We start from the raw sequence: 13,040 nt of genomic DNA on the forward strand, positions 1-13,040 counted from the left end.
CCGCCGCCGTCAGTCGAGCAGAACCAGCAACAGCAGGCCGGCCAGCATGGAAGTCAGGCCGATGAAGCGGATCTGACCGTCGCTCAGCTCGATCATCCGTCGGAACGCCTCCTTCCAGATTGACGGTGCGGCAAAGGGCAGCGCGCCCTCCAGGACGAGCACGAGCGCCAGCGCCGTCACGAGTGTGCCCGTCATGGATGGACCTGGCGGACGCTGCCGTTCAGTGCGCGCGGGACAACCGTCCGCGCCGCGTCATCTCGATCCCTTCCCGGCCGACCCCTGGTTCTTGAAGTACTTGAAGAACTCCGTGTTCGGATCCATCACGAGGACGTCGCTCTTGCTCTTGAAGCTCTGCCGGTAGGCCTCCAGGCTGCGATAGAACGAGTAGAACTCCGGGCTCTGCTCGAAGGCCTGCGCATAGATGGCCGACGCCTTCGCGTCGCCCTCGCCCTTGATCTTCTGCGCCTCCGAGTAAGCCTCGGCGAGAATGACCTCGCGCTGCCGATCGGCGTCGGCGCGTATCTTTTCAGATTCCGCCGCACCCATCGAGCGCAACTCGTTCGCCACCTTCTTCCGTTCCGCCTCCATGCGGCGATACACGGATTCGCTCACGTCCTGCGGCAAGTCGACGCGCTTCAAGCGCACGTCGAGCACCTGCACGCCGATCTTCTTCGCATCCTCGTTCGCGCGCTCACGCATGAGGTCCATGATCTTGTCGCGTTCACCGGAGACGACATCGTGGATCGTGCGCTTGCCGAACTCCGCACGCAGGCTGTCGTTGATGGTCTGCAGAAGACGTGTCTGCGCCCGGGGCTCATCGCCGCCTACGCTGATGTAATACTGTTTCACGTCCGAGATGCGCCACTTGACGAAGTAGTCGACGAGCACGTTCTTCTTCTCGGACGTGATGAAGCGTTCCGGCTCGCTGGTCTCGAACGTCTGTATGCGCATGTCGAAAAAGCGCACGTTGTCCACCATCGGAATCTTGAAGTAGAGACCGGGCTTGGTCGCCACCGAGATGATTTCCCCGAAGCGCAGCACGATGGCGCTCTGCCGTTGATCGACGGTGAACATGGACAGGCTCAGCACGATCAGTGCGACGATCGCGACGACGACGATCAAACCGATATTGCGCGCCATCACCGTGCCTCCCTGTCGCGACCGCGGAAGGAGTCGCGGGAACGCACCGGCGTATCCGCAGGCGGCACCGCCTCCGGAATCGCCGTCGGTTTTGCGCTGGCGTCGGCCGCCGGCGCTGCGGCGCCCGACATCTGCATCAGCTTGTCGAGCGGCAGCATCAGCAGATTGTTGCCGCCCTTCTGGTCGACCAGCACCTTGGTGACGTTGCCGAAGATCTGCTGCATGGTGTCGAGATACATGCGGTCGCGGGTCACGGCGGGCGCCTTCTGGTACTCGACCAGCACCTGGCGGAAGCGGCTTGCATCGCCGTCGGCGGTGGCGATGACGCGCTGCCGATAGCCGTCGGCTTCCTGCGTGAGGCGCGATGCCATGCCGGCAGCACGCGGGATGACGTCGTTCGCGTACGCCTGCCCTTCGTTCTTCAGGCGCTCGCGATCCTGACCGGCCTTGACCGCATCGTCGAACGCGGCCTGCACCTGCTCGGGCGGCTGTGCATTCTGCATGGTGACCTTGCTGACCTCGATGCCGGTCCGGTAGCGATCGAGGATCTCCTGCAGGAGCTTCTGCACCGATGCCGCCACCTGCTCGCGCCCCTCATAGAGCACGAAATCCATCTTGCTTTTGCCGACAACTTCGCGGATCGCGGTTTCCGCCGCCTGCATCACCGCCTCGTCCGGATTGCGGTTGTTGAAGAGGAAGTCCTCGGGGTTCTTGACCAGGTACTGGACGGCGAACTGCAGGTCGATGATGTTTTCGTCATCGGTGAGCATCAGCGATTCCTTGAGCACCTTGCTCTTCACGGTCGCCCGATAGCCGACCTCCACCGTGCGCACCTGCGACACGTTCACGATCTCCGCGCTTTCGAACGGAAACGGAATATGCCATTGCAGGCCAGGCTGCGTGGTCTGCAGGTACTTGCCGAAACGCAGCACTACGCCGCGCTGGCTGGCGTCGACGATATAGAAGCCGCTGGCGAGCCACAGCGCGACGGCAATCGCCACCACGAGACCGGCGCCGCCGGGAATGCGGGCGAGCGGAGAGCGTCCGGGCTCGCTCGGGCCGCCGCCCCGGCCGCCGAACATCTTGTTGAACTTCTGCGTGAGGTTGCGCCACAGCTCGTCGAGGTCCGGCGGACCTTCGTTGCTGCCGCGGCGACCCCAATTGGGATCATTGAGAGCCACGTGCCATCCCGTCAGCGTCGTTGGATGAAATGAATGGATCCCGCGTGCCGCATGACCGCATCGGTCAGGACACAAGCGGTGGGAGGTTCGGACAACTATGCGGTTGCGACGTTCCGGGAGAGCCGTTCGGGAGAGGCTTCGTCGAGCGCGAGCCGGACGAGATCGAGCCCGGCACCCGTACGAGCACTTGCAAACACGCGCGCAATGTTACCACATTCATCCCGTTCGACCGCGGGGGCGAGATCGACCAGGTCGATCTTGTTCAGCACCTGGACCTGCGGGCGGGCGCCGGCGCCAATCTCTTCCAGGACCGCGTTCACCCGTCCGATCTGCGCCGCCCGGTGCGGGTTCGAGGCATCCACCACGTGCAGCAGCAGGTCGGCCTGTACCGTCTCCTCCAAGGTCGCGCGAAACGCCGCCACCAGGCTGTGCGGCAGATGTCGAATGAAGCCGACCGTGTCCGAGAGCACGATGGCGCTGCCGGAAGGGGTGAAGGTGCGACGCGTGGTGGTATCGAGGGTGGCGAACAAGCGGTCAGCCGCGTAGGCCTGCGCACGGGTCAGCGCATTGAAGAGGGTCGACTTGCCGGCATTCGTGTAACCGACCAGTGATACGGACATGACATCACCGCGCACGCGCGCCCGCCGCTGCGTCTGGCGCTGCCGCTGCAGCTTGTCCAGCCGATCCTTGAGCACCTTGACCCGCTTGCCGAGCAGCCTGCGGTCGGTCTCCAACTGCGTCTCGCCCGGGCCGCGCAGGCCGATGCCGCCCTTCTGCCGCTCGAGGTGCGACCAGCCGCGCACCAGCCGCGTCGCGAGGTGATCGAGTTGCGCGAGTTCGACCTGCAGCTTGCCCTCGTGGCTGCGCGCCCGCTGCGCGAAGATGTCGAGAATCAGCGCTGTCCGATCCACGACGCGACATTGCAGGCGCCTTTCCAGATTGCGTTCCTGGGCCGGCGTGAGCTCGTGGTCGAACACCACGAGGGTCGCGCCCGCCGCTGCGACGGCTGCGCCGATTTCGTCGACCTTGCCGGAGCCGGCGAAAAGCGCCGGATCGGGCCGTCCCCGCCTGCCGGTCACCACCCCGACGACAGTGAGCCCTGCACTGCGCGCGAGCTCCGTCAGTTCGGCCAGACTCTCTTCGTGCTCGCCCTCACCGAAGTCGAGGCTGACCAGCACCGCCTCCTGACCACTATCGGGACGCTCGAGCATCAACTATCGCCGTGATCACCTGCCTGCAGGTTGACCGGACGCGACGGCACCACCGTCGAGATCGCGTGCTTATAGACCATCTGGGTCACGGTGTTCCTGAGCAGCACCACGTACTGGTCGAAGGACTCGATCTGTCCCTGCAGCTTGATGCCGTTCACGAGATAGATCGAAACGGGGATGTGCTCTTTACGCAGCGCGTTGAGGAACGGGTCTTGTAGCGTTTGCCCTTTTCCGCTCATTTTTACTCCAAATTGTTGGCACTCGGGCCGCTCACTCTACTTGAAATTACCCCGGGATACCACTGCGGGTCCGCCACGGGTCAGTGCCGACCCGCGCGATTGCGAAAAGGGTTCGTCCCCTTGCGCAGTTCCACACGCAACGGTGTTCCATCGAGTTCGAACGCCTCGCGGAAACAGCGTTCCAGATAGCGCCGATAGCTCGCTGGCACGTGATCGACGGCGTTGCCGTGAATCACGATCACGGGAGGGTTGTTGCCGCCCTGATGCGCGTAGCGCAGCTTGGGTCGGACGAGTCCGGCGCGTGGTGGCGGCTGCTGCGTGACGGCGGCCTGCAGCACGCGCGTAAGGCGCGGTGTCGGCAGACGCGTCATGGCGGCAGCATAGGCGGCGTGGGCCGAGGCGAGGACTCCGGAAAGCCCGGTGCCGCGCAGTGCGGAAACGAAATGCCAGCGTGCAAACGCGAGAAAGCCGAGCTTGCGTTCGAGATCGCGCTTCACCTGCTCGCGCTGTGCCGGTGCGAGCCCATCCCACTTGTTCACCACCACCACCAGCGCGCGCCCGGCCTCGACGACGAATCCGCCGATGTGCGCATCCTGTTCGCCCACGCCCTCTTGCGCGTCGAGCACCAGAATCACGACATTGGCTTCCTCCACCGCCTGCAACGTCTTCACTACCGAGAACTTCTCGGCCACGCCGGCCACGCGGCCGCGACGCCGCAGCCCGGCCGTGTCGATGAGCGTGAAGCGTCGGCCGTCGCACTCGAACTCGACGCGTATCGCGTCGCGCGTCGTCCCCGGCTCGTCGCTCGCGATCACCCGTTCCTCGCCGAGCAGCGCGTTGACGAGCGTGGACTTGCCGACGTTCGGACGCCCGACCACGGCCACGCGCGGATGACGCGGCGCAGACTCGTCGGCGAGCGGCTCGGCCGGCAGGGAAACCCCGGCGAGTGCGTCCTCGACGAGTGCGCCGACCCCTTCGCCGTGTGCCGCGGACAGCGCCACCGGATCACCGAGGCCGAGTTCGTGAAATTCTGCACACGCGGTGTCGCGGCCTAGGCCCTCCGCCTTGTTCGCCGCGACGAGCACGCGCCGACTGGAGCGACGCAACTGCTCCGCGATGATGCGATCGGCCGGCGTCAGCCCGGCGCGCGCATCGACCACGAAGACGATGGTATCGGCCTCGTCCATGGCCTGCACGGTCTGCCGCGCCATCGCGAAAGGCAGGCCGGACTGCGCGTCCGGCTCGAAGCCCCCGGTGTCGATCACCAGGAAGGGAACGTCGCCGACGCGCCCGTGTCCGTACTGGCGATCGCGCGTGAGCCCCGGAAGATCCGCGACGATGGCGTCGCGGCTGCGCGTAAGGCGGTTGAAGAGCGTGGACTTGCCGACGTTGGGGCGACCCACGATGACCAGTGTCGGAAGCACGTGGGCGCCGCGTCCTCTCGTCTACTGCACGTCGATGGCGAAGAGCCCGCCCTTGCGGGTCTGCACCAGCACCGCATTCTCCAGCGCGATCGGGGTGGCGACGATGGCGCTCCCGTCCGTGGTGATGCGTGCCGCAAAGGAGCCATCGTCGCGGTTGATGACATGGACGACACCCTCCAAGTCGCCGACCACCACGTAATTGCGGAAGACGAGCGGCCCGCTCACGCGCCGGTCGGTGAGCTTGTCCTGTTTCCACAGGCTGCTGCCGGAATTCTTGTCGAGCGCGATCACCGCGCCGCGGTCGTCGGTCACGTAGACGGCCGCGCCGGCGATGGCGAGCCCGGAGAAACTCGACACGTCGCGTGCCCAGACCGGCGTGCCGCGCGAAGCATCGAAGCACGCGATGCGCCCCTGGTACGCCACCGCGCAGAGCAGCGTACCGTCGAGCACGGGAAGGCTGGTCACGTCGGCAACGCGCTCGAGTTCCGTCGCACCGCGCGGCTGCGCCACCGTACCTTCCCAGCCCAGCGCGCCGTTCTGCAGATTGAGTGCGACCAGCTTGCCCCCCGGATAACCGGCGAACACCGCACCGCGGTTGACGACGACACCGCCGAAGCTGCGCACGGTCAGCGCCGGCGTGCCGCGCTGATAGACCCACTTGCGCGTGCCGTCCGCGGCATTCAATCCGTAGATGCGACCGTCGCCGCTGCGCACGACGACCACGCCGTCGGCATACTGGGGCGACGCCAGCACTTCGCTGCTCACCTGCGCGATCCAGCGTTCGCGACCGCGCCCATCGAGCGCGATGACCTGACCCTTGCGCGTGCCGACGAGCACGTAATCGTCACGCGCGCCCACTCCGCCTGACACGGCGCGGTTCGTGTAATTCGTCCACAGCTCGCGGCCGTTCTCGCCGAACGCGTTCACCGCGCCTTTCGCAGCGGTTGCGTAGATCGCGCCGTCATCGAGCGCGGGGGAAAACACGTACGGCCGGGCATCGCCCACGCTGTCCTTCCAGAGCACGTTCACCGACGCCGTCGGGGTAAAGTTCACCAGCTTGGCCGGCTTGTCCTTGGAACTGCTGAAGATCGCGTCGTAATACCCGGCGAAGGTCTCGCCCATGGATTGACATCCGCTGGCGAGCCCGAGGACGGAGAGAGCGGCGACGAGCGCCGTCGCCCGACGCAGGCGCGTCGCCGTCATCGCGCCTCTCCCAGCCCGTCGAGCTTGAGTTCGACAAGGTCGCGGCCGCTGCTGCCGAGCGGCAGCTTGATGAGCACCGTCTGATAGGCCGCGCGCGCCTCGGCCACCTTGCCCTGCGCCGCCAGCACGTCGCCCTTCAGTTCAGCAAACAGCGGCGCCGTCGCATCCGCGTGCTTGGCGTCGAGTTCGCGCAACGCCTCCTCATAGCGCTTCTCGTCGAGCAGCACCGCGGCCAGACGCACGCGCGCGATGTCGCGGGTCGCTGCGTCCGGCGCGTGTTCCGCGGCCCAGGTGAGATTGGCCTTGGCCGCCGCAAGGTTGCCCGCATCCACACTCGCGCGCGCCGCGCCGAGGGCACCCATGGCCGCGTACCCGCTCTTGCCGTGCGCCTTGAAGAGTTCGGCCGCAACATCGTTCGCTTTCTTGACGTCCTTCGCCTGCACGGCTTCGAGCAGCTGACCGTACAGGGCGGCCGCCTCCAGCGCCTGTGTCCGCTCGTGATAGCGCCATCCCTGCACCGCGAGGACGACAGCCACGCACGCGACGACGGCGAGGATCACCGTGCGGCCGTTGTCGCTCCACCACCCCTTGAGGGCGTCCAGCTTTTCCTGCTCTTCGAGATCGTAGATCGCCATGTCCGTAACGCGTCGTCTTAAACCGCCGCCTGACCGCGGATGAGCGCAGGCAGCTCGTGAACCTCGGCCTGCACCTGTTCTTTCAGCTCACGCAGCGCCTTGAGGCCCGCCCGCCCCGCTGCCGCCTCGTCGTCGCCGACGATGACCGCGAACCGCGCGCCGCTTGCGTCCGCCTTCTTCATCTGACTCTTGAAACTGCCGCCGCCGCAGTGGAACAGCACGCGCAGTCCGGCGTCCCGCAGGCGCTCGGCCACCGTCCACGCGAAGCGGGCCGCGGCTTCGCCCTGATGCACGAGGTACACATCCGCCGGCGGCGGCTGCGGTCTGCGGCCGAGTTCCTCCAGCAGCGCCAGCACGCGCTCGATGCCCAGCGCGAAACCGCACGCCGGCGCGGCCTTGCCGCCGACTTGCTCCACCAGACCGTCGTAGCGGCCGCCGGCGCAGATCGTCCCTTGCGCGCCGAGCCGACTCGTCACCCATTCGAAGACGGTGAAGTTGTAGTAATCGAGTCCGCGCACCATCCGCGGCACGATCTCGTAGTCCATCTGGGCGGCGCGCAGGAGCGCTTGCAGATCTTCGAAATGCCTGAGCGACACCTCGTCGAGATCATCGAGAAGCCGCGGCGCACCCGCGATGAGCTCCGTGAGTGCCGGATCCTTGCTGTCGAGCACGCGCAGCGGGTTGCGCTCGCAGCGCTCGCGCAGCCCTTCGTCGAGCGCATCCCGGTGCTGCCGCAGGTATTCCTTGAGACGCACACGGTGGCGGGCACGATCTTCCGCAGTGCCGAGCGTGTTGATCTGCAGCACGACATCGGTGAGACCGAGTTCGCGCCACAGCCGCGCGATCATCACGAGGTGTTCGGCGTCGACGTCGGGGCCGGGGAAGCCCAGCGCCTCGACCCCCAGCTGGTGGAACTGTCGATAGCGCCCCTTCTGCGGCCGCTCGTGGCGGAACATGGGCCCCTGGTACCAGAGGCGCTGCGGACCCGCATAGAGCAGATTGTGTTCGAGCACGGCGCGCACGCACGAGGCGGTCGCCTCCGGCCGCAGCGTCAGGCTCTCCCCGTTCAAGTGGTCGACGAAGGTATACATCTCCTTCTCGACGATGTCGGTCACCTCGCCGATGGCGCGCACGAAAAGCTCGGTCTTCTCCACCAGCGGCAGCCGGATCTCGCGATAGCCGTAGCGCGCAAGCCAGTCGCCGACGGTGGCCTCGAAGAACTGCCAGACGTGGGTTTCCGACGGCAGCACGTCGTTCATGCCGCGTACGGCTTGCGGGGTCGATTTCATCGCTGGCTTGACGGAGATGGCTACGACGGAGGGAAGCGTGGCGCGGATTATACGTCGGTCGCCGGCTTCCTTCGGCGCCGCGTGCTGTCTCCCCGGGTGTCCCTCAGGAATCGATCGTCGCCGGCGCCGATGGCGACGGCGCCGGTGTTCCTCCATAGGTGCGCTGCACGTAGTCCTCCACCAGCGCGTGGAATTCCTCCGCGATGGTGGCCCCGCGCAGGGTGACCGTCTTCACGCCGTCGATGAACACGGGTGCGGCAGGCTGCTCCCCCGTGCCGGGCAGGCTGATGCCGATGTTTGCGTGCTTGCTTTCGCCGGGACCGTTGACGACGCACCCCATGACGGCGACGGTCATCGTCTCGACCCCGGGATAGCGCGAACGCCACGCTGGCATCTGCTGCCGCAGATAACCCTGGATGCGGTCGGCAAGCTCCTGGAAGAAGGTGCTCGTGGTGCGACCGCAGCCCGGGCAGGCCACCACCATCGGCGTGAACGAGCGCAGCCTCATGGTCTGCAGGATCTCCTGCGCCACCACCACCTCGCGCGTGCGATCGCCGCCCGGCTCCGGTGTGAGCGACACGCGGATGGTGTCGCCGATGCCTTCCTGCAGCAGGACGGCGAGCGCCGCGGTCGAGGCGACGATGCCCTTCGAGCCCATGCCGGCCTCGGTCAGACCGAGATGCAGGGGGTAGTCGCAGCGCGCAGCGAGCGACCGGTAGACGGCGATGAGGTCCTGTACCCCGCTCACCTTGCACGAGAGCACGATGCGATCGCCCGGCAGCCCGAGCGCTTCGGCGCGCGCTGCGCTCTCCAGCGCGGAGACGATGAGCGCCTCGCGCATCACCGCCGTTGCATCCTGCGGCTCGGATCGACGGGCGTTGTCGTCCATCAGCCGTGCCAGCAGATCCTGGTCGAGACTGCCCCAGTTGACACCGATGCGCACCGGCTTGCCGTAGCGGCAGGCGGTTTCGATCAGCGTGGCGAACTGCTCGTCGCGCTTCGCGCCGTAGCCGACGTTGCCGGGGTTGATGCGGTACTTGTCGAGCGCCTGCGCACAGTCGGGATACTGCCTGAGCAGGCGGTGGCCGTTGTAGTGGAAATCGCCGACCAGGGGGACGTCGCAACCGCGACGGGCGAGGAGATCGCGAATCGGCGCGACCTGGGCCGCTGCCTCCGGCGTGTTGACGGTGATGCGCACGAGTTCGGAGCCCGCCCGCGCCAGCGCGAACACCTGCTCTGCGGTCGCCGGTGCATCGGCGGTGTCGGTATTGGTCATCGACTGCACGACGACCGGACCGTCACTGCCGATGAGGACGCCGCCCACCCGTACCGAGCGGGAACGGCGACGTTGCAAGAGCCCTTCTCCTGCCGACATGGAGCTCACTCCAGCGTGAACTTGGCGACGTCGACCTTGCTGAACGGAACGATATCCACCGCCTGGCCGTTCCATTCCACCTTCACGCCGCTCGCCGCCCCCGCCACGACGTGCAGCGGTGCAATCGCCTGCACCGACTTTTCGGTGCCCGCCTTGACCAGTTGATTCATGATCTTGTTGCCATCGCGATCCTTGACCTCGATCCATGAATCGCGCTCGGCGCGAAAGCGCACGATGCCGGGACCGGATGCAGCCGCCGCCGTCGGGCTGCCGAGCGCTGCGGACGCGGCTGCCGTTGGCTCCGCTCCCGCCGGGGTCGCTGATCCTGGTGCTTCGGTCGCTGCAGCGGGTACCTCTGCTGCCGGGGTCGGCGCAGCCGCGGGCTTTGGCGCCGGGGCTACTGCTGCGGAGCGCTCGGCCGTGGGAGCAGATGCGGGCGCTCTGAAGAAGTCCGGATCCGCGGAGTACTCGTAGATGCCGAGCATCACCGCCACGAACGCGAGCCCGCCGAGCGCTATCTTCAGCCACGGCCGGCTCGGGCGCTCGAAGGCCACGACCTCGCGCTGCCGCCTGTGTTTCTTCGGCTCGGCCGTCGCACCCGGAAGGTCGTGCACGCTGCCCAGCAACTGGTCGGGGTCGATCTGCACCAGCCGCGCGTAGTTGCGCAGGAATCCCTTCACGATGACGGGGCTCTTCGGCAGTCGTCCGAAATCGTCTGCCTCCAGCGCCTCGACTTGGTGCACCGAAAGCTTGATCTGGCGTGCGACATCGGCCACCGACAGGCCCAGCGATTCGCGCGCGGCGGCGAGCCGGCGTCCGACCGTGGTGAGATCCGATTGGGAAAGCGACGGCTCCGTGGTCCCGTCGATGGCTGGGTCTGTCATTGATAATTTCCGCTCTTCAAGGCAAGCGCTTCCTTCGAATCGGGAAAGCGTCGCCGCAACTGCAATCCGTAGCTGGCCTCGGCGTTGCGATCGCCGAGCCCCCGGGCCGAGAGCAGCCCGAGCCAGAGAATTTCCGGGGTGGGCTGGGCGACCTCGAGAAACCGGGTCACGAGTTCCTTGGCCCCTTTGTAATCGCCGCGCTGGTAATGGATGTCAGCCAGTGCCTGCAGCGCACGCGGCTGTCCCGGCTGCAGCTTGAGCGCCTGCAGCAGGTAGCTTTCCGCTTCCTTGTCGTTGCCGAGCTTGCGCGAGCACAGACCCGCGTTGGTATAGGCAAGTTCAGGCGTTTGATACAGGGGATTCCTGATCGCAGCCAGAAAGAACGCGATCGACTCCTTCTCGCGACCACGGTTGCACAGGAACCAGCCGTAGTTGTTGTTCGCCTCCGAATCGTTCGGATTGATCGCGAGCGCCTGCTGGAAGCTGCGGTCCGCCGCCGCATCTTCCTTCAGTTCCATCTGCACCAGGCCGAGCACGTTGTACGCGGGCCCGTACTGCGGATCGGCCTCGACCGCGATCGTGCTCTCCTGCAGCGCCACTCCGTAGTTGGCCTTGCTGTAATAGAGGGCGGCGAGCTCGGTGTGGATGCGTGCGCGGTCCTGCGGTGAAGCGGGCTTCGGCGCGGCCTGCGGCGGATTGAGCCCGGTCGATGACTTCGGCTGCCCGGCGCAGGCCACAAGAAACACAAGAAACAGAAGAAAAAAGCGGTTCATTGGACAACGGAAGGGGTCGAGCTGCCCAGAGCGCGCCGGGCCCGCGCCTGCACCTGCCCGGCGAGTTGGCCGCAGGCGCCGTCGATGGCATCACCGCGCGTCTTGCGCACGGTAGTGACGAGATCGGCGCGCGCCAGCACTTCGCGAAAGCGACGGATCGCCTCTGCTGAAGAGCGTCGATACGGCGCGTCAGGAAACGGATTGAAGGGGATCAGATTGAACTTGCACGGCACGTCGCGCGTGAGCCCGACGAGCTCGTGTGCCAGCGCGGGCGCGTCGTTGATGCCTTCCAGCATCACGTACTCGAAGGTGATGAAATCGCGCGGTGCGGCGTCCAGGTAGCGCCGGCAGGCCGCCATCAGCTCCGCCAGCGGATACTTTCGGTTCACCGGAACCAGCACGTCGCGCAGCGCATCGTTCGGGGCATGCAGCGACACCGCGAGCGACACCGGGCAGCGCAGCCGCAAGCGGTCGATCGCCGGCACGATGCCGGAGGTGCTCACCGTCACGCGACGGCGCGACAGGCCGTAGGCGTGATCGTCGAGCATCAGCTCCAGCGCGGTGACAACATTGTCGAAGTTGAGCAGCGGCTCGCCCATGCCCATCATGACGACGTTGGTGATCGCGCGCGCCTGCCCATGAACGGCGCCGAGCGCCTGGTTTGCCCACCACAGCTGACCGACGATCTCTGCGACCGTGAGATCGCGATTCCAGCCCTGCCGGCCGGTCGAGCAGAAGCTGCAGGCGAGTGCGCAGCCGACCTGGCTCGATACGCACAGCGTCCCGCGATCGGTTTCCGGAATGTAGACAGTCTCGATGCCGTTGCCGCCACCCACGGCGAACAGCCACTTGCGCGTGCCGTCGCTAGCAATTGCGTCGGACAGGAGCGCCGGCGGCCTCACCTCGGCGCGAGCTGCGAGCCGCTCGCGAAACATCTTCGAGAGATCCGTCATGCGCGCGAAGTCCGCCTCACCGAGCTGGTGAATCCAGCGCTCGAGCTGGCGCGCGCGGAAGGGCTTCTCGCCCATCTCCGCGCAGAGCCGGGTAAGACCATCGGCGTTGAAATCGAGCAGGTTGAGGGTCACTGCAGAGGACTGCCGATCAGCGTGCGCAAACGTCCAGGGCCGGAAAGAAGTACGCGATCTCGACCTGTGCCGTTTCCGCTCCGTCCGACCCGTGAACGGCGTTGGCATCGATGCTTTCCGCGAAGTCCGCGCGAATGGTGCCGGCCGCTGCTTTCTTCGGATCGGTGGCCCCCATGAGGTCGCGGTTCTTCTGGATCGCGCTCTCGCCTTCGAGCACCTGGATCATCACCGGACCGGACACCATGAAATCGACCAGGTCCTTGAAGAACGGTCGCTCGCGATGCACGGCGTAGAAGCCCTCGGCCTGCTGCCGCGACAGATGCATCATGCGCGCAGCGACGATCCTCAACCCATTCGTTTCGAAGCGGGAGTAGATCTTCCCGATGACGTTCTTCGCCACAGCGTCCGGCTTGATGATGGAAAGAGTGCGTTCTACAGCCATGAATGTCTTGCTCCCCTGAAGTATAAACACCAGAAAATTCAAAATTCTACCATGGGAAGCAGGAGGATGCCTCGGGTTCGGGGCGCAGGCTGCATGCACGAAGAAAGCCCGGCCGCAGCCGGGCTTTTCAGGGCCTTTGCGGCGGGCTCAGTTGATCAT

The 13,040-nt window shown here is 66.2% G+C and carries 14 protein-coding genes; all 14 read right to left on the reverse strand.

Annotated elements, in window-relative coordinates:
• Positions 1–9 precede the first annotated feature (9 nt).
• The 14 genes from JNK68_12770 to ndk all read right to left on the reverse strand — a co-directional run bounded on the left by JNK68_12770 (position 10) and on the right by ndk (position 12,881).
• Complete coding sequence (locus JNK68_12770) at positions 10–195, reverse strand: DUF2065 domain-containing protein (GenBank protein ID MBL8541228.1); 186 nt, start codon at positions 193–195, stop codon at positions 10–12.
• 57 nt (positions 196–252) lie between these two features.
• Positions 253–1,140 (reverse strand): protease modulator HflC, encoded by an 888-nt coding sequence (gene hflC, locus JNK68_12775; GenBank protein ID MBL8541229.1) that lies wholly within the window; start codon positions 1,138–1,140, stop codon positions 253–255.
• Entirely contained in the window at positions 1,140–2,321 is a 1,182-nt protein-coding gene (gene hflK, locus JNK68_12780; GenBank protein ID MBL8541230.1) for an FtsH protease activity modulator HflK, read from the reverse strand. Before hflK ends, hflC begins: the two co-directional genes overlap by 1 nt.
• A 95-nt stretch (positions 2,322–2,416) precedes the next feature.
• Entirely contained in the window at positions 2,417–3,532 is a 1,116-nt protein-coding gene (hflX, locus tag JNK68_12785) for a GTPase HflX (GenBank protein MBL8541231.1), read from the reverse strand.
• On the reverse strand, positions 3,532–3,771 hold the full coding sequence (gene hfq, locus JNK68_12790) for an RNA chaperone Hfq (protein ID MBL8541232.1): 240 nt from the start codon (positions 3,769–3,771) through the stop codon (positions 3,532–3,534). Before hfq ends, hflX begins: the two co-directional genes overlap by 1 nt.
• Positions 3,772–3,851: 80 nt before the next feature.
• The gene (gene der / locus JNK68_12795; protein MBL8541233.1) at positions 3,852–5,195 is read right to left on the reverse strand and encodes a ribosome biogenesis GTPase Der; all 1,344 of its coding nucleotides are present in this window, start codon (positions 5,193–5,195) and stop codon (positions 3,852–3,854) included.
• A gap of 21 nt (positions 5,196–5,216) precedes the next feature.
• Positions 5,217–6,398, reverse strand: coding sequence for an outer membrane protein assembly factor BamB (gene bamB / locus JNK68_12800; protein MBL8541234.1), 1,182 nt, complete (start codon positions 6,396–6,398; stop codon positions 5,217–5,219).
• Positions 6,395–7,033, reverse strand: a complete 639-nt coding sequence (locus tag JNK68_12805; GenBank protein ID MBL8541235.1) for a tetratricopeptide repeat protein — start codon at positions 7,031–7,033, stop codon at positions 6,395–6,397. The genes bamB and JNK68_12805 overlap by 4 nt, the downstream gene beginning before the upstream one ends.
• Positions 7,034–7,050: 17 nt before the next feature.
• The gene (gene hisS / locus JNK68_12810; protein ID MBL8541236.1) at positions 7,051–8,322 is read right to left on the reverse strand and encodes a histidine--tRNA ligase; all 1,272 of its coding nucleotides are present in this window, start codon (positions 8,320–8,322) and stop codon (positions 7,051–7,053) included.
• A 103-nt stretch (positions 8,323–8,425) separates the two neighbouring features.
• A complete protein-coding gene (gene ispG, locus JNK68_12815; protein MBL8541237.1) occupies positions 8,426–9,697 on the reverse strand; it encodes a flavodoxin-dependent (E)-4-hydroxy-3-methylbut-2-enyl-diphosphate synthase in 1,272 nt (423 codons plus the stop codon).
• A gap of 5 nt (positions 9,698–9,702) precedes the next feature.
• A complete protein-coding gene (locus tag JNK68_12820; protein ID MBL8541238.1) occupies positions 9,703–10,581 on the reverse strand; it encodes a helix-turn-helix domain-containing protein in 879 nt (292 codons plus the stop codon).
• Positions 10,578–11,354, reverse strand: a complete 777-nt coding sequence (pilW, locus tag JNK68_12825) for a type IV pilus biogenesis/stability protein PilW (GenBank protein MBL8541239.1) — start codon at positions 11,352–11,354, stop codon at positions 10,578–10,580. Before pilW ends, JNK68_12820 begins: the two co-directional genes overlap by 4 nt.
• On the reverse strand, positions 11,351–12,439 hold the full coding sequence (gene rlmN, locus JNK68_12830; protein ID MBL8541240.1) for a 23S rRNA (adenine(2503)-C(2))-methyltransferase RlmN: 1,089 nt from the start codon (positions 12,437–12,439) through the stop codon (positions 11,351–11,353). The genes pilW and rlmN overlap by 4 nt, the downstream gene beginning before the upstream one ends.
• 16 nt (positions 12,440–12,455) lie before the next feature.
• Positions 12,456–12,881 (reverse strand): nucleoside-diphosphate kinase, encoded by a 426-nt coding sequence (gene ndk, locus JNK68_12835; GenBank protein ID MBL8541241.1) that lies wholly within the window; start codon positions 12,879–12,881, stop codon positions 12,456–12,458.
• Positions 12,882–13,040: the final 159 nt, after the last annotated feature.

It is taken from the genome of Betaproteobacteria bacterium, from assembly GCA_016791345.1.
Taxonomy (GTDB): Bacteria; Pseudomonadota; Gammaproteobacteria; order Burkholderiales; family JAEUMW01; genus JAEUMW01.